General features: G+C 63.5%; 22 protein-coding genes and 1 tRNA gene. 15 read left to right on the top strand and 8 right to left on the bottom strand.

Annotation, left to right across the window (positions count from 1 at the left end; translation table 11 throughout):
* Positions 1 to 3: 3 nt before the first annotated feature.
* Complete coding sequence (locus AC5P7F_RS04050) at positions 4 to 285, bottom strand: hypothetical protein (protein WP_005410817.1); 282 nt, start codon at positions 283 to 285, stop codon at positions 4 to 6.
* A 178-nt stretch (positions 286 to 463) separates the two neighbouring features.
* Here AC5P7F_RS04050 and AC5P7F_RS04045 point away from each other — a divergent pair, with 178 nt between their 5' ends.
* On the top strand, positions 464 to 799 hold the full coding sequence (locus AC5P7F_RS04045) for a Rieske (2Fe-2S) protein (RefSeq protein ID WP_053495813.1): 336 nt from the start codon (positions 464 to 466) through the stop codon (positions 797 to 799).
* Positions 800 to 1102: 303 nt separating this feature from the next.
* Here AC5P7F_RS04045 and AC5P7F_RS04040 read toward each other — a convergent pair whose 3' ends face one another.
* The 4 genes from AC5P7F_RS04040 to thiS all read right to left on the bottom strand — a co-directional run bounded on the left by AC5P7F_RS04040 (position 1103) and on the right by thiS (position 4825).
* Positions 1103 to 2950: an SLC13 family permease gene (locus tag AC5P7F_RS04040; RefSeq protein ID WP_032957191.1), complete on the bottom strand. Its 1848-nt coding sequence runs from the start codon at positions 2948 to 2950 to the stop codon at positions 1103 to 1105.
* Positions 2951 to 2977: 27 nt separating this feature from the next.
* Positions 2978 to 3712: a tRNA (guanosine(46)-N7)-methyltransferase TrmB gene (gene trmB / locus AC5P7F_RS04035; RefSeq protein ID WP_019660186.1), complete on the bottom strand. Its 735-nt coding sequence runs from the start codon at positions 3710 to 3712 to the stop codon at positions 2978 to 2980.
* Entirely contained in the window at positions 3712 to 4506 is a 795-nt protein-coding gene (locus AC5P7F_RS04030; RefSeq protein ID WP_005418798.1) for a thiazole synthase, read from the bottom strand. The genes trmB and AC5P7F_RS04030 overlap by 1 nt, the downstream gene beginning before the upstream one ends.
* Before the next feature lie 118 nt (positions 4507 to 4624).
* The gene (thiS, locus tag AC5P7F_RS04025) at positions 4625 to 4825 is read right to left on the bottom strand and encodes a sulfur carrier protein ThiS (protein WP_005418796.1); all 201 of its coding nucleotides are present in this window, start codon (positions 4823 to 4825) and stop codon (positions 4625 to 4627) included.
* Between the two features lie 207 nt (positions 4826 to 5032).
* Between thiS and AC5P7F_RS04020 the strand changes: the two genes are divergently transcribed.
* The 14 genes from AC5P7F_RS04020 to AC5P7F_RS03955 all read left to right on the top strand — a co-directional run bounded on the left by AC5P7F_RS04020 (position 5033) and on the right by AC5P7F_RS03955 (position 17147).
* The gene (locus AC5P7F_RS04020; protein WP_164077445.1) at positions 5033 to 6886 is read left to right on the top strand and encodes an autotransporter domain-containing protein; all 1854 of its coding nucleotides are present in this window, start codon (positions 5033 to 5035) and stop codon (positions 6884 to 6886) included.
* A gap of 161 nt (positions 6887 to 7047) precedes the next feature.
* Positions 7048 to 7121 (top strand) — tRNA-Gly (locus AC5P7F_RS04015).
* Positions 7122 to 7244: 123 nt separating this feature from the next.
* Entirely contained in the window at positions 7245 to 7463 is a 219-nt protein-coding gene (locus tag AC5P7F_RS04010) for a hypothetical protein (protein WP_164077444.1), read from the top strand.
* Between the two features lie 177 nt (positions 7464 to 7640).
* Entirely contained in the window at positions 7641 to 8519 is an 879-nt protein-coding gene (rimK, locus tag AC5P7F_RS04005; protein ID WP_005418651.1) for a 30S ribosomal protein S6--L-glutamate ligase, read from the top strand.
* Between the two features lie 258 nt (positions 8520 to 8777).
* A complete protein-coding gene (locus tag AC5P7F_RS04000; protein WP_032957208.1) occupies positions 8778 to 9257 on the top strand; it encodes a hypothetical protein in 480 nt (159 codons plus the stop codon).
* Between the two features lie 95 nt (positions 9258 to 9352).
* On the top strand, positions 9353 to 9823 hold the full coding sequence (locus AC5P7F_RS03995) for a hypothetical protein (RefSeq protein ID WP_014648207.1): 471 nt from the start codon (positions 9353 to 9355) through the stop codon (positions 9821 to 9823).
* Between the two features lie 115 nt (positions 9824 to 9938).
* Positions 9939 to 10400, top strand: coding sequence for a hypothetical protein (locus AC5P7F_RS03990; RefSeq protein WP_014648206.1), 462 nt, complete (start codon positions 9939 to 9941; stop codon positions 10398 to 10400).
* A 162-nt stretch (positions 10401 to 10562) separates the two neighbouring features.
* Positions 10563 to 11240, top strand: coding sequence for a response regulator transcription factor (locus tag AC5P7F_RS03985; RefSeq protein ID WP_005410804.1), 678 nt, complete (start codon positions 10563 to 10565; stop codon positions 11238 to 11240).
* The gene (locus AC5P7F_RS03980) at positions 11203 to 12573 is read left to right on the top strand and encodes a sensor histidine kinase (protein ID WP_032957212.1); all 1371 of its coding nucleotides are present in this window, start codon (positions 11203 to 11205) and stop codon (positions 12571 to 12573) included. The genes AC5P7F_RS03985 and AC5P7F_RS03980 overlap by 38 nt, the downstream gene beginning before the upstream one ends.
* Before the next feature lie 539 nt (positions 12574 to 13112).
* Positions 13113 to 13499: a hypothetical protein gene (locus AC5P7F_RS03975; RefSeq protein ID WP_014648204.1), complete on the top strand. Its 387-nt coding sequence runs from the start codon at positions 13113 to 13115 to the stop codon at positions 13497 to 13499.
* A gap of 733 nt (positions 13500 to 14232) precedes the next feature.
* A complete protein-coding gene (locus tag AC5P7F_RS03970; protein WP_126411299.1) occupies positions 14233 to 14601 on the top strand; it encodes a hypothetical protein in 369 nt (122 codons plus the stop codon).
* 331 nt (positions 14602 to 14932) lie between these two features.
* Positions 14933 to 15328 carry a hypothetical protein gene (locus AC5P7F_RS03965; RefSeq protein ID WP_164077442.1) on the top strand — a complete coding sequence of 132 codons (396 nt, stop codon included), beginning with the start codon at positions 14933 to 14935 and terminating at the stop codon, positions 15326 to 15328.
* 295 nt (positions 15329 to 15623) lie between these two features.
* The gene (locus tag AC5P7F_RS03960; RefSeq protein ID WP_164077441.1) at positions 15624 to 16268 is read left to right on the top strand and encodes a hypothetical protein; all 645 of its coding nucleotides are present in this window, start codon (positions 15624 to 15626) and stop codon (positions 16266 to 16268) included.
* A 591-nt stretch (positions 16269 to 16859) separates the two neighbouring features.
* Positions 16860 to 17147: a hypothetical protein gene (locus AC5P7F_RS03955; RefSeq protein ID WP_053495128.1), complete on the top strand. Its 288-nt coding sequence runs from the start codon at positions 16860 to 16862 to the stop codon at positions 17145 to 17147.
* 975 nt (positions 17148 to 18122) lie between these two features.
* Here AC5P7F_RS03955 and coaE read toward each other — a convergent pair.
* The 3 genes from coaE to AC5P7F_RS03940 are packed head-to-tail and all read right to left on the bottom strand — an operon-like array spanning position 18123 to position 20877.
* A complete protein-coding gene (gene coaE / locus AC5P7F_RS03950; protein WP_053495120.1) occupies positions 18123 to 18734 on the bottom strand; it encodes a dephospho-CoA kinase in 612 nt (203 codons plus the stop codon).
* A gap of 11 nt (positions 18735 to 18745) precedes the next feature.
* On the bottom strand, positions 18746 to 19609 hold the full coding sequence (locus AC5P7F_RS03945) for a prepilin peptidase (RefSeq protein WP_005418626.1): 864 nt from the start codon (positions 19607 to 19609) through the stop codon (positions 18746 to 18748).
* Between the two features lie 8 nt (positions 19610 to 19617).
* Positions 19618 to 20877 (bottom strand): type II secretion system F family protein, encoded by a 1260-nt coding sequence (locus AC5P7F_RS03940; RefSeq protein WP_053495121.1) that lies wholly within the window; start codon positions 20875 to 20877, stop codon positions 19618 to 19620.
* Between the last annotated feature and the right edge of the window lie 353 nt (positions 20878 to 21230).

The following is a 21230-nucleotide window of genomic DNA, read 5'->3' as shown; positions in this document are numbered from 1 at the left end:
GGATCAGCGCGAGGCCGGCAACACCGGCTTGCGTACCACGCGGTACTCGCCTTCGACCACGGTCGGGTCGACCGGACGGGCAACACCCGGCTTGCGCGAGGCCAGCAGCTTCCACGCCAGGCCGACCAGGATCATCGCCGCACCGACGAACACACCGATGAACACCATCGCGGCCAGGATCGCCAGGCCAAGCAGGCCCACGGCAACGCGCACCAGCGGGTGGCGCGGCTTGCGCGGCGCGAACAGGGTGCGGAACTGGTTGAAGGCGGATGCGCGATTGAACATGGCGGCTCGATAGGCTGGGATCAGCGAAACCAGAGTATCGGGACGCGCCACTGTCATTGAGTGAAAAACTCGTTAAATATAGCCTGTGCTTATTACGGATCAATGACTTGTGTTCATGTCGCAGCCAGTCACCTGAGTGGGCATGCGACAATGCGGGTTTACCGTACGAGCCTTCGCCATGACTGCCGCTGCTGCCCTGATCGCCCTGGATGCCATTTCCGATGGCACGTTTGCCGAGGTCGAAGCGGTGGTCGATGGAGATGCCGAATCGCTGGTGCTGTACCGCGACGGCGCGCAGGTGCGCGCATTCCTGAACATCTGCCCGCATGCCGGCCGCCGCCTGGACTGGGCGCCGGGGCAGTTCCTGAAGAGCCGCGAGGGCCACCTGGTGTGCGCCGCGCATGGCGCGTCGTTCGCGCTGGACAGTGGCGACTGCATCGCCGGCCCGTGCAAGGGCGACCGCCTGCGCGCGGTGCCGGTGGACGTGCGCGACGGGCAGGTCTACCTGGCTTGAGGCCAGAAGCAGTCGAGCACGGCTCGACGCTACAAAAGCCGTGTCGACCAAGGTCGACAGCTACCAGAGCGAGATCCGTGCCGACCAACGGTCGGCACCCACCACCAGCCGCGTGAAACTGTCGAAGGCGGCGCACTGTGGGTTTGCGGGGTGTGAGCGGCATGGATGCCGCGGCCAAGCCCCCATGGATGGGTTTACGGCGTCCCCGCAAACCCACAGTGCCCCGCCATCCCACGGAATGCCCGCTGTTGCTGTTGCTTCGGCTTCTGCAGGTGCAGGGCGCAGCCCTGCCGATCAAGCCCCTCAGAACATCAGGTTGATCATCAGCACCACCACGCAGGTGTAGATCAGCGACAACGGGCCGCCGACCCGCCACATCTCGCGCGGGGTGTAGTTGGCCGGGCCGGTGATCATCGAGATCACCGGGTTGGAGGCCGTCATCAGGTTGTTGGACGCCGACAGCGCCACGATCAGCGCGAACGCGGTCGGGTTGCCACCCGCCGCCAGTGCCAGGTTCACCGCAATGGGGACCATCACGATGGTCGCGCCCACATGGCTGATCACCAGCGAGAACGCCGTGGTCAGCAGCGCCAGCGCCACCTCCAGCACCCACACCGGAATGCCGGTCGGCAGCTTGTCGATGGTATGGCCGGCCACCCACGCGGCCGCACCGCTGGAGTCCATCGCCCAGCCGAGCGGAATCAGCCCGGCCATCATGAACACCGTCTTCCAGTTGATCGAGGCATAGGCCTCGTCCATGCGCAGCACGCCGGTCAGCAGCATGCCGGCCACGCCGGTCATCAGCGTCAGCGCCACCGGCAGCTTGCTGGTCAGCGCGATCAGGATGGTCAACGCGAAGATCGCCATCGCGATCTTGAACTTGTGCGGGCGCTGCTCGCCGGTCGGGTAGTCGGTCACCACCACGAAGTCGCGGCTCTTGGCAGCCTGCGCCAGGTCGGTCCAGATGCTGTGGAACACCAGCATGTCACCGGCGCGCAGCTGCACGTCACGCACGTCCTCGCGGATCACCTGCTTGTCGCGGTTGATCGCCAGCAGGCTGATGCCGCGCTCCTTGCGCAGGCGCAGGTCGGCCGCACTCTTGCCGATCACGTTCGAGGTCGGCGGCACCACCGCCTCGGAAATGCCGGCGCGGCTGGGGTTGAACAGGTCGCCCAGGTGCTTCAGGCGCGAGGACATGCGCAGGAACTGGTTCTGCGCGAAGTCGCTGATCTGCTGGCGCGGGCCCATCGCACCGAGCACGCTGCCGACCCAGATGCGCATCTCCGCCGGCGGCGCCAGGCGGGTGTCATTGCCGGTCTTCAGGGCCAGCAGCAGTGGCGCATCGTGCAGGGTCTCGGCCTCGCCCAGGGTCATGCCGACCAGCGGGCTTTCGGCGCTGACCACCAGCTCGAACACATCGCCTTCGATGCCGTAGGTCTTGGCAAAGTAGCTCTCGGTTCGCGCCGGGGTGACCCCGTCGTTGACCAGGTTTTCTTCCTCGATCAGCTTGCGGTCGCCGTAGTAGCGGAAGTACAGCAGCGAGGCGACCAGCAGTGCCACGCCGATCGGCAGCGGCGCGAACATGCGCAGCGGCTCGATGGTGGCCAGGCCGGAGGGCAGGTTGTTGTTGGCCGAGGCCAGCAGATCGTTCAGCAGGATCAGCGGCGAATTGCCGACCATGGTCAGCGCGCCGCCCATCACGATCGCCGCCGAGATCGGCAGCAGCAGGCGCTGCATCGTCAGCCCGGTGCGCGCTGCCAGTCGCGAGGCGACCGGCAGGTACAACGCCATCACCGACGGGTTCTGCATGAAGGATGAGTTCAGGCCGGCGATGGCCGTGGTCATCATCAGCAGCCGCTGCTCGACACCGTGGCCGCGCCGCAGCAGCCAGGCGGCCAGCCGGTTCAGCGCCCCGGTGCGGTCCAGACCCGCACCGAGGATGGTGGTGGCGATGATGCTCATCACCGCGTTACCGGAGAAACCGCCGAAGATTTCCTCCGGCGCGATCAGTCCGGTGACACCGAGCACCACCAGCACCACCAGCGCGACCACGTCGGCGCGGATGCGCTCGAACAGGAACATCGCCATCGTGAAGCCGACCAGCCCGAGCACGAGCTTCATGTCGTTGGTCAGCGTCAGCGCGGTATCCATGTGGGGCGCGGCGTCCTCAGGCGATCGTCAGGTGCGGTCGTACAGCAGGTCCCAGACGCCATGGCCGAGCTTCTGGCCGCGGGTCTCGAAGTGGGTCTGCGGGCGCCAGTCCGGGCGCGGCACGCTGCCACGCGGGCCGGCACGGTTGACCAGGCCGGCGGTGGCATCGAGCACATCCCACATCTGCTCGGCGTAGTCCTCCCAGTCGGTGGCACAGTGCAGGCGGCCGCCCGGGCGCAGCTTGCGCACCAGCAGTTCGGCGAACGCCGGCTGCAGCAGGCGGCGCTTGTTGTGGCGCTTCTTGTGCCACGGGTCCGGGAAGTAGATGCGCACTTCATCGAGCGCGCCGTCGGCGATCTCGTTCTGCAGCACTTCCACCGCATCGTGGTGGTACAGGCGCACGTGGTCGGCATTGTCCTCGGCCAGCGCGTTCAGCAGACGGCCCACGCCCGGGGCGTGCACCTCGATGCCGATGTAGTCGCGCGACGGGTCGTGCTGGGCGGCGAAGCGCAGCGCGGCACCGTTGCCGAAGCCGATTTCCAGCACCTTGTGTGCCGGGCGGCCGAAGGTGGCGTCCAGGTCACGCGGTTGGCCGGTGTAGTCGAGGCCGAAGCGCGGCCAGCGTTCGTCGAACGCGCGCTGCTGGGCAGGGGTGAAGCGGCCCTGGCGCAACACGAAGCTGCGCACCTCGCGGCGGCCCTCGCTCACGGTGAAGGGCTTGGGCGGGGCCTTGGAACCGGCGCTGTCAAAAGGATTGGTCATCAGCCGATCAGCCCATCCACCGGCGAGGAGGCGCTGGCGTAGCGCTTGCGCGGGATGCGCCCGGCAAGGAAGGCCTCGCGGCCGGCCTCGACCGCCTTGCGCATCGCACTGGCCATCAGCACCGGGCTGCGCGCACCGGCAATGGCGGTGTTCATCAGCACGCCGTCGCAGCCCAGCTCCATCGCGATCGCCGCGTCCGACGCGGTACCGACGCCGGCGTCGACGATGATCGGCACCTTGGCGTCTTCGATGATCTGCAGCAGGTTGTACTTGTTCTGGATGCCCAGGCCCGAACCGATCGGCGCGGCCAGCGGCATCACCGCAGCGCAGCCGATCTCTTCCAGGCGCTTGGCCAGGATCGGGTCGTCGGAGGTATAGACCATCACCTCGAAACCGTCCTTGACCAGCTGCTCGGCGGCCTTCAGGGTCTGCATCACGTCCGGGTAAAGGGTCTTCTGGTCGCCCAGCACTTCCAACTTGGTCAGGTTGTGGCCGTCCAGCAGCTCACGGGCCAGCCGGCAGGTACGCACGGCGTCCTCGGCGGTGTAGCAGCCGGCGGTGTTGGGCAGGATGGTGAAGCGCTCCGGCGGCAGCACGTCCAGCAGGTTCGGCTCGCCCGGGTTCTGCCCGATGTTGGTGCGGCGGATGGCCACGGTGACGATCTGGGCGCCAGCGGCCTCGGTGGCCAGGCGGGTTTCTTCCAGGTCCTTGAACTTGCCGGTGCCGGTCAGCAGCCGCGAGCCATAGGTCTTGCCGGCGATCACCAGCGAATCGGGGGAGACATGAACGTTCATGGCGCGATTATCGCTTATCCGCCTGAAGATGGGGTCACGCAGAGGGCGGGGTCGAGCGTGGGGTCAGATCCCTTTGCCATCGGCAAAGGGATCTGACCCCTGAACACCCGCGCAGGCCTCAGCCCCCGCCCAGCGCGTGCACGATCTCCACCACGTCGCCTTCGGCCAGGACGTGCTCGCCATGGCGGCTGCGGCTGACGATCTCGCCGTTGACCTCCACCGCCACCCGGCGCTGCAGCAGCTGCTCGGCCTGCAGCAGGTCGTGGAGGGTCGCCGAAGCGGGCAGGGTACGGGGTTCGCCGTTGAGCTGGATGTTCATCGCCGCATTGTCGCCGATGGCCTGCGCGGATCGGAACCCTTGCAAATTTCGTTGATCGCCAGCCCCGGCACAGCATGGTCCAGCGCCCTCAGGCGACAATCCATGCGGCGGCGCAGCGTGAGCAAAACGCGGCGCAGTGGAACCATTCACCGTGCGCCGGCGTACGTCCGCCGGGTCCTCAACGATATCCCCACAGGAGTTTTTTACATGCTGCTCAGCAAACGCCCGATCCGCTCCCTGATGGCGGCCGCGATCGCGCTGGCCGCGCTTCCGGCCATGGCAGGCGAATCCCCCTATTCCAAGGCCGTGTTCTTCGGTGACAGCCTGACCGACGCTGGCTATTTCCGCCCGCTGCTGCCGGCCGATGTGCGTCCGGTGACCGGCCAGTTCACCACCAACCCGGGTTGGGTGTGGGCGCAGCAGGTCGCCAACTACTACGGCCTCAACGGCACGCCCAACGGCAATGGCCAGAACGGTGACAACTACGCCGTCGGCGGCGCCCGTGTATCGACCGACGAAGCGGGTGGCCTCGGAGCCATTCCGTCGCTGAAGTCGCAGGCGACCCGTTACCTTGCTGCGAATGGTGGCAAGGCTGACGCCAATGCCCTGTACACCGTATGGGGCGGTGCCAATGATCTGTTCGCGGCCACGCGCGCAGCGGCCGGCGGTGCCTCGCAGGCCCAGGTGCAGGGCATCATCGGCGCCGCGGTCACCGACCAGATCGCGCTGGTGGGCGCCCTGAAGCAGGCCGGTGCCCAGTACGTGCTCGTGCCGAATCTGCCGGACGTGGGCATCACTCCGCAGTTCCGTGGCCCCAACGCCGCCGCCGCCACTGCACTGTCGGCCGGTTACAACAAGGCCCTGTACGGTGGTCTGAAGCAGGCGGGCATCGAGTTCATTCCGCTCGACACCTTCAGCATCCTGCGTGAAGTGACCGCCAACCCGGGCATGTACGGCTTCACCAACGTCACCAGCACCGCCTGCAAGATCGATCCGGCCAACTCGACGCAGAGCATCCTGACCTGCAACCCGACCAGCTACGTCAGCCCGGATGCGGCCAACACCTACCTGTTCGCCGATGGCGTGCACCCGACCACCGCCGGTCATCAGCTGCTGGGCCAGTACGCGGTCTCGGTGCTGGAAGGCCCGCGCCTGCAGCAGGTGCTGAGCCACTCGGCACAGACCATCGGCCGCTCGCGCGCCGACCAGGTCAGCATGCACCTGGGTGGTCGTCCGGCTGACGGCCTGTCTTGGTGGGGCGGCGTGCGCGGCGACCTGCAGCGCTACGACCACGCCGACCTGTACGACGGCCTGGCCCCGGCCGGCCTGTTCGGTATCGACTGGGCCCGCGACGGCATGGTGTTCGGCGGTTTCGCCGGCTTCGGCCGCCTCAGCGCCGACTTCGGCAACAGCCGTGGCGACTTCACCCAGAAGGACACCACCGCCGGTCTGTTCGCCGGCTGGTATGGCGACCGCATCTGGGTGAACGGCCAGGTCAGCTACACCTGGCTGTCCTATGACGTGAACCGCAAGGTCCAGCTGGGCCCGGCCACCCGTGAGCATGGTGGTTCGCCGGACGGCAGCAACCTGACCGCGGCCCTGAACGCCGGTTACGAGTTCGGCACCGAAGGCGGCTTCCGCCACGGCCCGATCGCCTCGGTGATCTGGCAGAAGGTGAAGATCGACGGCTACACCGAAAGCGCCGCGGCTGGCACCCTGGCCACCGCACTGGGCTACGACCGCCAGAACGTCGATTCGACCGTCGGCCGCATCGGCTGGCAGGCCCGCTTCGATGGCGGCGCCGTCAAGCCGTACGCGCAGGTGACCTACGATCACGAGTTCGAGGACACCAAGCAGGCCAGCGCCTGGTTGCAGACCCTGCCGGAACTGGGCAGCTACCGCGTGCCGGGCATGAAGTTCGACAAGAACTACGCCACCGTCGTGCTGGGCGCCCGCACCGAGCTGTTTGGCCTGCAGAGCAACTTCGGCCTGAGCGCGTCGACCGGCCAGAAGCGCGCGCAGGACGCTACCCTGTTCGCCAACTTCAGCGGCACGTTCTAAGCAGCACCCGCCGGGGTCGGGGCCCTTTCCGCCAAGGAAAGGGCTCTGACCTTTTGCGCCGGGGGTCGGATCCGTTTCCGCCAGGAAACGGCTCTGACCCCATTGCGGCATGCTGCCATTGCGCAACACTGGCCCAACCGCATAGACTTTCACCGCGCACTGCGGGCGTAGCTCAATGGTAGAGCTGTAGCTTCCCAAGCTACTGACGTGGGTTCGATTCCCATCGCCCGCTCCAATCACGCCACGCGTGTAGACAGAAGGCCGCTCATCAGCGGCCTTCTTCATTTCTGATTAGTTTCATATCCACGGCCATCCGCGCCCGGTTAGCGTTGCCGTATTTCCTACACGGAAGCAGCGCATGGAAACGAAGGACGACGTCGTCGGCAGCCTTCATGAGATCTACAGGAACTCCGGTGCCGGCACCTCCCGCCAGCTGGCGGCAGTGCGCGCACTGGGTCGCGCCGGTGGGCCGAAGGCCGCGCAGCTTCTGTGGCAGATCTATGAGGAGACCTCGGCCGGATCGGTCACGCAGATGGCCTGCATCGCAGCGCTGGGTGAATCCGCGCGCGGGTTCTGAAGCGGAACCAGCCCGCATGGTGATGCGGGCCTGTGGTGTATCCGGCGACGGTTACTCTTTCGCCGGAATCGTCGCCGCAGGAGCCGGCCACTACCGGCGCAGGCAGCACGGGCCAGGCATCATCCACCCGCCACACGCCCGCGCTATGCTTCGCGCCTGCCGACCGATCCCACCGCGATGAAGCTCGCCATCCTGTCCCGCAACAGCTCCCTGTATTCCACCCGTCGGCTGGTCGAGGCGGCGCGCGCGCGCGGCCACACCGTGCGCATCCTGGACCCGTTGCGCTGCTACATGCGCATCGCCGCCGATGGCTTTTCCATGCACTACAAGGGCCGGCCAATGACCGGCGTGGACATGGTCATCCCGCGCATCGGTGCCTCGATCACCCGCTACGGCACCGCGGTGCTGCGCCAGTTCGAGCTGATGGGCGCGCGCACGCCCAATCCGTCCGACGCCATCCTGCGTTCGCGCGACAAGCTGCGCGCGCACCAGCTGCTGGCGGCCAAGGGCATCGACATGCCGGTCACCGTGTTCGGCGACAACCCCGACGACACCGTCGACCTGCTGTCCATGCTGGGCCCGCCGCCGCACGTGGTGAAGCTCAATGAAGGCACCCAGGGGCGCGGCGTGATCCTGACCGAGAAGGCCAGTGCCTCGCGCGGCATCGTCGAAGCGCTGCGCGGCCTGTACGCCAACTTCCTGATGCAGGAATTCATCGGCGAGGCCAAGGGGGCCGACCTGCGCTGCTTCGTGGTGGGCGACCAGGTGGTGGCGTCGATGCAGCGGCAGGCACCGGAGGGCGACTTCCGCTCCAACCTGCACGCCGGGGGTACCGCCGTGGCGGCCAAGGCCAGCCGTGCCGAGCAGCAGGTGGCGGTGCGTTCGGCCAAGGCGCTGGGCCTGTCGGTCTGCGGCGTGGACCTGATCCGTTCCGCGCGCGGCCCGCTGGTGCTGGAGGTCAACTCCACGCCCGGGCTGGAAGGCATCGAAGCGGCCTGCGGGGTCGACGTGGCGACACGCATCATCGAGCACGTAGAGAAGATCAAAAAACCCTGATTATCCATGGGGTTATGATTCTCACCGGCAAATGATCCGGGCCTTTAACGAGGCTTTAATCGGATCGGGCGTAGGCTTCAGCGAACCGCAGCTCTGCCTCTCAGCAGGATCGGTATCGGGATACGACTTCAGGCCCAGGCGGGTGCACCGTCTGGGCCTTTTTTATGCCTGTCGGCCCCATGCCCAAGGTCTCTTGTGGAGGCCGCGTGACGGTCGTAGAGTTGGCCCTTCGTTCCGGGATGGATCGGGAGGTTGGCGATGTACCGCATCATGATGATCGCGTTGCTGCTGGGCCTGTCTGGCGCTGTTGCCGCCAAGCCGGAGAAAGTGGCTGTACAGATGGACCGGCAGGGCTCGGTCGCCGAGCAGATGCGCCAGGTGGAGACCGCCCTGGCCGCCCCCGACTATGCCGAACTGTCCGCCGAGGATCGCGGCCAGGTGCAGCAGTCGCTGTCGCGTATCCGCCAGCACATGGGCGAACGCCAGACCGTGCAGGAGCTGCCGCCGCAGCTGCAGGCCGAGGTCTTCAACGAGCAGGAACGCATCAACACCCTGTTGGCGCGTGGCCATGAAGACAGCCGGCAGATCTGCAGGTACGAACGCACCACCGGCAGCAACATGCCCAAGAGCCGCTGCCTGACCGTGGCCGAACGGCGCCGGATCGAAGAGAAAGGCAAGGCGCTGATCAACGACCAGCGCAGCTACAACACGCTCAGCCCACCGCCCGCCGGGCGTTGACCGCACCGCCCTTCGGCCCATCGAGTGTGCTGTGACGGCGCATCGGTGGCACCGCAGGATCGATGTTCCACTCATGGAAGAACCTGGAGGTAACGATGCAGCGCATGACCCCCTTCGCCCTGATGCTGGGCCTGGCCCTGGCCACCACCGCCCACGCCAAGCCCGAGAAAGGGCAGGTGAAGTTCGACGCCAACGCACCGGTGGCCGAACAGATCCGCAACGTTGAGACGGCGATCAACAGCGAGGACTACAGCGAGATCGGGCTGGAAGACAAAAGCCGCGTGCAGCAGGCGCTGGGCCGCATCAAGATCAAGATGGGCGACCACGAACGCGTGGAGCAGGTCAGTCCGCAGGACCGCACCGAGATCTTCAACGACCAGGAAGTGATCAACACGATCATGACCCGCGCCCACGCCGACAGCCGCATGGTCTGCCGTCGTGAACGCACCACCGGCAGCAACATGCCGCAGAGTGTCTGCCTGACCGTGGCCCAGCGCCGCAAGGCGCAGGAAGACAGCCGCAAGGCGCTCAACGACAACCAGCGCTTCAACAACTACAAGCCCTGATCGCTGCCGGACCGATCGCATGCCGCCATCGGTCACCCTGCCGTGCGTCCCTTGTGGGCGCATCGGCGGAATCGTAAAGTCGAGACCCTATTCATGGACGAACATGGAGCTCGTCATGTACCGCAACACGACACTTGCCCTGATGCTGTCGCTCGGCCTGGTAGCCACCGTGCAGGCCAAGGCGCAGAAGGACACCGTGCAGATGGATGCCTTCACCCCGGTGTCCGAGCAGATCCGCCGCGTTGAAACGGCCATGGGCAGCGAGGACTACAGCGAGATCGGGCTGGAGGACAAGAGTCGCGTGCAGCAGGCACTGAACCGGATCCGGATCAAGATGAATGGCCGGGAGAAGGTGGATGAGCTGGCCCCGCAGGAGCGCAACGACCTGTTCAACGAGCAGGAGATCGTCAACACCATCATGACCCGCGCCCAGGCCGACAGCCGCATGATCTGCCGCCGCGAGCGCCTTACCGGCAGCAACATGCCGACCAGCGTCTGCCTGACCGTGGCCCAGCGTCGCAAGGCCCAGGAAGACAGCCGCCGGGCGCTGACCGACCAGCAGCGCATCAGCCGCTGATCGCTCGCCGAGGGGGCTTTTGTCGGTGTCGGCCCTTCGGTACGAAATGTTAAGAATGGAACCTGTATCGTTCAGCAGGTAGACGTCGCGTCCACCCACGCAGGGGCATCCTGAGCGGGTGGGCCTGGCCCCCCGACGACCCTTCAAGAACCAGAGGTCCCAGTGCGCATTCTCGTAATCGAAGACAACAGCGACATCGCCGCCAACCTTGGCGACTACCTTGAGGATCGTGGCCACACCGTGGACTTCGCCGCCGACGGCGTGACCGGCCTGCACCTGGCCGTGGTCCACGAGTTCGACGCCATCGTTCTGGACCTGAACCTGCCGGGCATGGATGGCATCGAAGTGTGCCGCAAGCTGCGCAACGAAGCGCGCAAGCAGACCCCGGTGCTGATGCTGACCGCCCGCGACTCGCTGGACAACAAGCTGGCTGGTTTCGATTCCGGCGCCGATGACTACCTGATCAAGCCGTTCGCGCTGCAGGAAGTGGAAGTGCGCTTGAACGCGCTGTCGCGCCGCGGCAAGGGTGTGCAGACCCGCGTGCTGGAAACCGGCGACCTGGAATACAACCTGGACACGCTGGAAGTGCGCCGCCAGGGCAAGCTGCTGCAACTCAACCCGACCGCGCTGAAGATCCTGCAGGCCCTGATGGAGGCCGCGCCGGCCGTGGTCACCCGCCAGGAGCTGGAAACCCGCGTGTGGGGCGAGGAGCTGCCCGACTCGGATTCGCTGCGTGTCCACATCCACGGCCTGCGTGCGGTGGTCGACAAGCCGTTTGAAGTGCCGCTGATCCAGACCCGCCATGGCATCGGATACCGCATCGCCACCCCGGAAGCCTGATTCCGTGGCAACCAAGGGGGAGCGCCGGCGTTCGCCGTATCGGCGGCGCCTGCGCAGCCGCATCATCGTCTCGTTCGTGTTGTTGGGCTTCTGCCTGACGACACTGTTCGCGTTTGCCACCAACTGGGCCCGCATGCGCGTGGAAAACCAGCTGGTGGAAGACGTGATGAACCGCAACATCAACGAGTACGTGCGGCGGTTCTACGAGAGCCCGGATCGCAACCCCGACCTGCCCGTGCAGCAGATGCGTGCGCGCCTGATCAAGCCTGACAAGTTTGACGCGCTGCGTGAGGAAGAGCCGGACTGGTATGAGTTCAAGGATGGCCTGTACAACATGGGCGGCGTGGACGAGCGCGGCCAGCGCTATTCCTACAAGCTGGCCGTGCGCAAGACGCCCGACGCCTGGGCGTTCCTGGCCTACGACATGACCGACAGCGTGCGCGGTGGGCAGCAGCTCAACCGCGCGCTGGTGCTGTCGGTGCTGGTGTTCAGCCTGTTGTCGCTGGTGCTGGGCTGGTGGTCGGCATCGAAGGTGATGAAGCCGGTTTCGGACCTGGCCGCGCGGCTGCGTGCCTATCGCGGCGGCACCAGTGATCCCGAGCCGCTGGCGCCGCGTTTCCCCGATGACGAAGTGGGGCAGCTGGCGCAGGCGCTGGATGATTATTCGTCGCGACTGACCGAAGTGGTGCAGCGCGACCGCGAGTTCAATGCCGACGTCAGCCACGAACTGCGCACGCCGCTGGCGGTGATCCGTGGCGCCACCGAACTGCTGCTGACCCGGCCCGGCCTGGATGAGAAGGTGCTGCAGCGGCTACAGCGCATCCAACGCGCCGAGCAGCAGTGCAGCGACCTGATCGGCGCGCTGCTGCTGCTGTCGCGCAACGAGCGCGGGCAGGGCACCAGCAACGTCGCGCGCGTGGCCGAACAGCTGCTGGACGCCCACCGCGCCCAGCTGGGTGGCAAGCCGCTGGAGCTGGCGCTGGAAGGCGAGCGCAACCTGGTGATCGATGCGCCGGAGGCGGCCTTGTCGGTGGCGCTGGGCAACCTGATCGGCAACGCGGTGAAGTACTCGCAGGATGGCGAAGTGCGCGTCTTTGTCGGCAGCAATTCAGTGTCGGTGACTGACAGCGGCCCGGGCCTGAGCGAAGAAGACGCCGCCAAGCTGTTCCAGCGCGGCTATCGCGGCACCCATGCCGGCCATTCGCAGGGCGGTGGCATCGGCCTGTCGATCGTCAGCCGCCTGTGCGATCTGTACGGCTGGCAGGTCAGCGTGCGCCCCGGTGGCGAGCGCGGCGTGATCGCCACGCTGACGTTCTCGCCGAAGCCGTTGTAAGGGCCCCTGCCAGGGTGGGTGCTCCACTTGTAGAGCCGAGCCTGTGCTCGGCTGCCGTGGCTTCCCGGAGCCGAGCATAGGCTCGGCTCTACAGCGGGTTCGTGTCGCGCCCTCTGTCGCTTGTGCCACCGAATTTCCCTCGCAGGAAGGATGGGCCAGAAGCCCAACACGACATCACCGTGACCGTTGCCACGTAGCGCGCGTGTCCGCATGCACGCATTCGTACACCCAACAGCGGCTTGAGAATTTCCCTACAGATCACAGCGCTGCGTGATGGCCAGATGGGGCGGCCGGGGCAGGTGCCCTGGCCGGGATTGGCGTCCTGAAAAAAACCTTCAACTCAAGCGCTCCGGGTGGGCTGCGGCTCATCATGGAAAATGCATCGCCTGCCTCGTTTCGGCGGATGGTGCGTGGGGATTCATCAGAATCCGCTGGAGTCTTTTTCCTCGCGCTTGAGTTGTTGGGTCTCCGGTACGCCAACCCGCACCGTCCGCCACCTCGCATCCGCAGGTGGCTCGTCGTCTGCGAGGAGATTCACCATGTCCGCACGCCCCGTGTTCCCCCAACTGTACGCACTGATCGGCGAAGCCGCTGACCTGCTGCCGGCCGACGTGGCCGAGCGTGTCGAAACTCTGCTCGATGATCCCAAGGATCTGCTGCCCGCGCTGCTGGCCCGCATGGACGGTCGCGATGCCGCCGACGGCCGGCGACTGGAAGCGCAGGGCCTCAGTCCTGCCCAGGCGGCCACCATGGCCGGTCTCAGCCGCACCCTGGCCGGCCTGAATGCACTCATGCAGGTGCTGCACGCCGCCGAAGCCGCCCGCGAACAGGGCGGTGCCCACCAGCAGCTGAGCCCGGATGTCGTCGACGGCCTGCTGCTCGGCGCCCGCGAACTGGCCCGATATGCCCGCCTGCAGCTGGAGTAGGTCCACGCAATGCGTGGATGCGCGAGCTGCTGCCGCAACTGCCTTGGGTCGCGCGTACGCTTTCTGTGGTCCGCTTGTGGCGCGCTTCGCGCGCTGCTTGGGGGGGGGCACAAACTGCTGTTATGTCGTGCTACCCCCAACGATGGGCAGATGCGATGAACTCGCTTGCCACGATGAGGCGGGAGGGGATTGCAGGTCAATTGCCACAATCCGATACTCCGTGCCTGGACGCGCCACGAAGGTTTCACAGGAAGCTTCTCCTGTGTAGAGTCAGAAGGAAGCTGTGTACAGGCCTTCGGAAGGCTAATGCTTGGACTTGCGCGCGCTCTTACAGCGTTGCTTTCTTTCGCTTTTTCCACAGGGAGGTGGTTGTGGCTGTTCTGTGTTTAGATACGGCCGGATGCGCGCTAGCCGCAACGACGCGAGACCACCGCGGGCGCCTCATTGAAAGATCGGGTTGCGCATCTGTGCCGGACTGCAACGGCTTTCGGATTTCCTGACTTGATCCGGATGCTAGGTGGGATCTTCTCACTCAATGCAAACGCTCAGGAGCGGGTAACGAGAGACTGCTACGAAAGGCATTTCTCAAGACTTTATGAGGCGGATGCCGAGCTTCGGCGGGGGCTCTCCCATTCAGCTATGAAAATTGGTGCGGTCTCGTCAGTGGGAATCGTTGGCCAAAGGCGGTGGAATGCCACGGCGAGTTACGTCATTGCGCAAAGCAGTCTCTTGGGTGCTGGTGTCAGATGGAGTAGCTGCGAATGCCCTTAGAATCCATATTCGAATTGCTTTGTGTATTGGCAGCCGTGATGCTAATGATCGCGATCGCTTCAAGGCTTATTCTTGTTTGGGAGTTAAAAAGAAATTCCCCGGAGCTGTGGATCTCACTTGGGAGGCCTGCGATTCTGGAGCGGGATCACTTGATGCGGAAGTATCCATTTTGTGGCTGGCGGCAGGTGTTCTGGGTGGCTTCTGGTGCCCGAAGGATGCTTCTTGCGATATTCTGGTTGTCATTCTCTACCTATCTCGTCGTGTTGATTCCGTTGGTCTGGATTTGGGTCATTCGGTGAGGGGGCTTGTCTCTAGCTGGAGTTTGAATTGAATCTTGATTCAGGCCCGAGCTGTTGAACGCCGAGCTAAAGGCCAACATCGACCAAGGGTTCATGCGAATCGGCACCTTGCGCACGTTACGGCCGGTAACCGTGGCTTGCTGGGCGCTTGGGAAGCCCCCGTTGGCTATGCTGACCCGTAGTGGGCGGTGAAGTGCGCAACCATATTGCGGCGAGTGAATGCTCCGTCGTTGAATCCTGGGCTGGAGATTGCCTGAAATGCTGGCAGGTGGATCCGAAAGCGCGGTAGGGCGCTCTCCAGGTGCGCGCCCGGTAGTTGGAGCTCTTTATGCCAATGGCGGAATCTTTGACGCGAATTAAGGAATGAAGATGCTCGCCTTGCGTATTTTCGGATGTCTCGTGGGTGTACTGATGGTCGTGTATGGCGTTGCAGTCATGGACGATGCATTGATTGAGACGGGTCCTTGCCGAGCGAACTGTGGTCTGTATAGCGCCTTGATTCGTTTATTCGGACAGTCGGCCTATAACAGATTGATGGGCTTTTCCTGGGTTGTTGCGGGAGTGATGTTCATTTTTGTTTCTGTTGTGGTTTGGCACGGAAAGGGCTCCGCGCGGAAAGGCGTAGGCAAAAAAAGGGACGCCGACGTCGATAGGGATGAGCGGATGAAATATCTCAGAAGATCCAAGTCATGCGTAAAAGCGCTTCCGCGCATTGCGAGCACCTCGGTCCCTAGCGAGCCTCGGATGGCGTCCGTGTAGAGGTTCGAGCTGCGCCTGCAGGCCTTCCCATTGGACATCGTTGATCACCGCATCGTCGGCCGATGCCGAGCGCCGCACGCGACTGACCTGGGCGAAAGTGATCTAATAGGCGTAGAGCTGGGAGAGTGCATCTGAAGGCGCGAGAATTTCGTTGCTTGCAAGGAGGCCGTCGCTATATGAAGTTGAACTGGTAAAGGTGCGTTGATTGCAATGCGCGCATGCCCGATTGCATCATTCTGGTGTTCGTATAATCCGCTGCTCTATTCGTGGAAGTTGCCAATCATCGGTGGAAGTGATGCATCCTGAGATTGAAGTGAAATTGACGGCTTCGGTAGCTGGCTGTGCTAGCTGTGACTTGATGGCGCAGCTGTCGCTCGAAGTGAATGAGCTGGATGCTGCGGATGTTCTGATCAGGAAAGTCATTGATTGTCGCGGGGCGGCAAGCCTGTCCGAGTCGACCCATCAGACTCTTGAGGTCGATGTGCGAGTTCGGGCAGGCGAGGGAGATAGGGCGTGTCTGAATCTCTCTTCCGCAACCCTTGAAAAGATGGCATCTATATCTGCTTCATTGAATTTTGATCCCGAGTTGACTGGAGACGGAGGCGCAGATGGATTGGAATTGGGGGAGGACAGTGCTTCATCGACGCGCCCTGAGCTGGTTGTCGTTCTCGTTGGTGACTCTCCTGTGAGTGGTGAAGAAGTCATCCTTTCCAGAGTCGAGCGCCAGCAATACAGAACTGGCGACATCCAGGAGGGAGTTCATGAAGCGTTGCAGCGCGGCCTTGAGAAGGTGGGAGGAGAGGCGAAGGTGTGGGCGCTGGAGGTGGGAGTACGCCTATCGAGTCAGCGCGGGGTGTGGCCGGGTTTCAATCTTTCTTGTGACGTGATCAGACTGATGGCGTCTAGTGGAGTCTCATTGGATTTCGATCCGTATGTCTAGCTCGGTCCTGTTGGTGGCCAGCAGTTGGAAATCCGAATCGACCATCCCGTATGGCGCTATCCGAAGGCATGCTTGAGCTCGAAGCCCGCTCTGATCTCGTCGACATTCATGGACTTCCCTGAGTGCTTCCTATGAACTACCCGGATGGGGAAAAGGTATTGCTTGGCGACACCGTTGATCTAGGTGGCGGAACGCGCGGGATCGTGGTTGCCGTGATCGATGATGAGTCCTATGCAGTTGGCTTTTCCGCGGAAGAGTGGCGGTACCTCGGACGAGGTGCGTTGTTGCGAGCGCCTGGATTCGGTCTACTGCATTGTCCAGATACAGGGCACGACTTCACTTTGATCGAGCGCGGTCGATCAGGAAGTCCTGCGTCGTAGAGCTGGGGGGCTTGATTCAATTGTATGGCTTGATAAGCAACGTCCTTTGCAGGTGGGAAGTACATGATCAAGTTGATCCCGTGCAAATGGTTGGTGCATGATCGTTTGCAGATGAGTGTCGATCATGTCCGGTGTCATGTGCGGGCTTATCGAGGGCGTTGGTCTGCCTTATTGGTGATGATTCATGGATAGAAGTGCGTATCTGGAAATGATGGAATTCCCGACCAAGTGGTGGGAGTACGACTTGTTGCCAGCGGAGTTGATCGATCAGCTCATGGCTACATATCAGCCTGGGATGGAGAACGCCTCAGAACATGATAGGAACAGTGTTTTCCATTGGTGGTTGAGAAAGTCGCCAAGTAAGGATCTGCTGATGAAGTTGGTTGAGCTTTCTTTCTTGGACCCTGATCAGGCAATGGCGGGTGATGTCAGAACGTACATCGCCCAAAGCGTCTTCTTTGATCGAGACGTGGCTCTGTTTATTCGTGGCGGCCGCTGATTTCCTGATTGATTAGTGATGTGGGTCAGAGCTGCAATGACCCACTGGATCAGCTGAAATTTGTAGGTACATCCGAGCCACGGCCAATAGTGTTGAGCGCATTTCCCCGTGGCTTATTGGAGGCTGAGTTGGTGGTTCGAAATCCATTGGAGGCGACGGGACTTCATGACTCGTCTCTCGATTCAGTGCAGGTGTCGATCCTGGATAGATCCTGCCTGATACGGACTGTTGGCGTATGTGGTGACCTTGCGGAAGGAGCATTGGCTGACATTGGTTGCCATAACCTAGAATCGTTCTTCCTGCTGTCCGACAGTCAGGAGCTGTCGGACAACGCTTGGCCCGGGAACATTCAGGATGGCCATTTTGATGGGTTAGGCTGCACTGGCGTGCTTCGGCTTTATCTGGCCGGAGGCATGCTGGAGGCGGGGGGCAGTCTACTCAGGTCGGAGCTCCCTGCGCTGTCTGGACATTCTCCACGACCCAGCGTGTCCGCGGCCTCTGGAACACGACTCGATGGAGTTGCTGCCGGGCGGCTGAGTTTCGCTGTCTTGACGGGGTTGAGCCATTCCGTAGGCAGCAAGCAGTTCTCAGCTCAGCTGTTGGTGCTGAGGGATACAGATGTCATCTGCTTGCCAGACGTGCCTGAGCGCATTCCCGTGTCTGTCTGCTTCGAGGGCGTCAAGTCGTGCGCGGTGAGGTTTGATGAAACCGCAATGGAGTGGAGCGAACGTCTTGGAAATGTTGCGAGCTGCATCGTCGACGAAAAGCGAGGAGTCTGCTGGTTATACCTGCGAAACGGGATAGTCATGATCGAGGCCCGCGCCGCAGTGATGATGTCCGATTGGATTGAGTCGAAGAAAACGCAAGAAAGTTCGGCTGCGATCATCAAGCCGAGCATAGGCTCGGCTCTACAGTGGATCCACGCCATGGGGCGATGCGCTTCGGTAGTGCCGGTCGCTGGCCGGCAGCCAGGCCTCAGCCCCCAGCCAACCCCAGATACCGCGCATGCAACTGTTCCACCTGCGCCTGCAGGTCTTCCGGGTGACCATCGTTGACCACCACATCATCGGCCAGTGCCAACCGCTGCGCGCGGCTGGCCTGGGCGGCGATCATCTTGTCGGCCAGCGCGGCGTCGATGCCGTCGCGCTGCATCAGCCGGGCGTGCTGCACGGCTTCGGGCGCATCCACCAGCAATACCCGGTCCAGCCACGGGTAGGCCTGCCGCCCACCGACCTCGGTCAGCAACGGAATGGCGGCAATCGCATAGGGGCTGGCGGCCTGCTCGCACTGCTGTTGCATCAGCAGACGGATGGCCGGGTGGGTGATCGCTTCCAGCGCCGCCCGTTCGGTCGGGTCGGCGAACACGTGGGCCCGCAGGCGTGCCCGGTCCAAGCTACCGTCCGCCTGCAGCATGCCGGCGCCGAAGCGCTCGGCGATACGGTCCAGGGCCGGGCTGCCGGCGGCAACCACCGCGCGGGCGGCCAGGTCGGCGTCGGCCACCACGATGCCCAGCGCCTCGAAGCGCCGGGTCGCCTCGCTCTTGCCGGCGGCAATGCCGCCGGTCAGGCCAACCACATAGCGGCTCATGGGGATTCCCCTCAGCGCAGTCCGCTCAACACCAGGTACTGCTCCACCACGGGCGCGCCCCACATGAAGTACAGCCAGCCCGCGATGGCCAGGTAGGGGCCGAACGGGATCGGCGTGGCGCGGTCACGGCCCCGGGTGTACAGCCAGATCGAGCCGATGATGGCGCCCAGCACCGACGACAGCAGGATGATGGGCAGGATGCCCTTCAACCCGCACCAGGCGCCGAGCGCGGCCAGCAGCTTGAAATCGCCGTGGCCCATGCCTTCCTTGCCGGTCAGCTGCTTGAACAGCCACCAGACCATCCATAGCGACAGATAGCCCACCGCCGCGCCGACCAAGGCAGGCTTGGCCGGCATGTACAGGTTGTCGATGTTGCCTATCAGGCCCAGCCACATCAGTGGCAGGGTCAACTGGTCAGGCAGCAGCTGGGTGCGCAGGTCGATGCCGGACAAGGCGATCAGGAAGCAGGTCAGCACGATGGCGCCGAAGCCCTGCCAGCCGAAGCCGAACTGCCAGACGCAGGCCAGCACCAATACCGAGGTCAGGGCCTCGACCAGCGGGTACTGCAGCGAGATCGGCGCCTTGCAGTGGCGGCACTTGCCGCCCTGGATGATCCAGCTGAACAGCGGGATGTTCTCGTACCAGCTCAGCTTGTGCTTGCAGTGCGGGCAGTGCGAGGGCTCGACCACGATCCCCGGTGGCGGGGGTTCGTAGAAGTCCGGTTCTTCCAGGACCTCGCGCGCATCGCGCTTCCACTGCCACTCCAGCCGCTTGGGCAGGCGCAGGATGACGACGTTGAGGAAACTGCCCAGCAGCAGCCCCAGGGCGGCCGCGGCGGGGTAGCCGAGGCCGGGATGCTGGTCGAGAAATGCCATTGATACCTTTAGCCGACGACGGCGCCAAGTTTGAAGATGGGCAGGTACATGCCGACAACAATACCGCCGACGATGGTGCCAATGAATACCATGATCATCGGTTCCAGCAGGCTGCTCAAGGCATCGACCGCATTGCTGACCTCCTGTTCATAATACTCCGCAACCTTGAACAGCATCGCGTCCAGGGCACCGGCCTCTTCACCGATACCGGTCATCTGGATGACCATGTGCGGGAACAGCGCGGTCTGTTTCATAGCCATGTTGACTGGATAGCCTACTGAGACATCGTCGCGCATACGGAGCACGGATTCCTCATAGACCTTGTTACCTGTGGCACCTGCAACGATTCCAAGCGCTTCGACCAAGGGCACACCAGCTTTGAATGTCACTGCGGTCGTCCGGGCGAAGCGCGCAATGGAGCTGTTATGCATGATCTGGCCGATCACTGGCACCTTGAGGATGAGCCTATCCATGGTGTGCCGCATGTTAGGCGAGCGTTTGTAGGCAGCAATGAAGCCAGCAACCGCGCCCGCCAGCACTAGTAACATCAACCACCACCAGGACACCATGAACCGCGACAGGTTCACGATCATCTGGGTGAACGCCGGTAGTTCTGCACCGAACCCTTTGAAAACGTCCTCGAACTGTGGGACCACCCAGACCAGCAGGATGCCACTGACGACGAGTGCCACCGCCATTACCATGACTGGGTAGAACAAGGCCTTCTTGATCTTGCCCTTAAGGGACTCGATGTTCTCTTTATAGGTTGCGACAGTGTCCAGCACTGTTTCCAGCACGCCTGCGCCTTCGCCAGCGCGGACCAGGTTCCGGTAGAGGTCATCGAACTGCACAGGATGTTTGCTGACCGCTTCATATAGAGAAGAGCCGCCCTCAATGTCCGTACGGACCGAATCCACCATCTTCTTCATGCGTGGGTTCTTGTGGCCGCTGGCGATGATGTCCAACGCACCCACGATAGGTACGCCCGACTTCATCATGGTGGCCATCTGCCGACTGAAGAAGGCAATATCCTTTGATGAAATCTTGCTGCCGGCATTGCCGAACAGAGGTTTGGGCTTGGGCTTCACTGTGCCAGGATTGATGCCCTGACGTCGCAGTTCGGCCCTCAGCAGATTGGCATTCTTTGCCGCCTGCTCCCCTTTCATCTTTACGCCCCGCTTGTCGGTCCCCTCCCAGACAAACGGCTGCAGCTCCGTAGTGCCACGCGCCACGGGCTGCTTCTTGATCGTACTGCGACTGACAGACATATCGGCTCCCCAAGACCCACCATCCCCAGGCGGGCGTCTAGCGGCTGATGGTAGCGGGTTCACGCCCGTCTGGGCAGTTGGTAAGGGGGGCGGAATGCAATTTCGTGCCCGGCGCCGGCCAAAGGTGACGCACTGCGTCACATTGCCGCGTCCATCGCAGATTCGCATCCGGGGGGTTCCCATCCGTGAAATAGCTGCCATCATGGGCGCGGGGAAATCCAGGGGGAGGCGTGCCGGGGTTGGCACGCAACCTGCGTTGATCCACCCGCAGGGGGCAGGACCCGCTCAGCTGGCCGCCGGCCAGACCGATCCTGCGCTCTGAAATCAACCACCACTATCTTGGGGATGTACCA

It is taken from the genome of Stenotrophomonas sp. YJH_SMC_105-26 (assembly GCF_059368915.1).
This window is presented reverse-complemented; position numbering and strand designations above follow the sequence as displayed.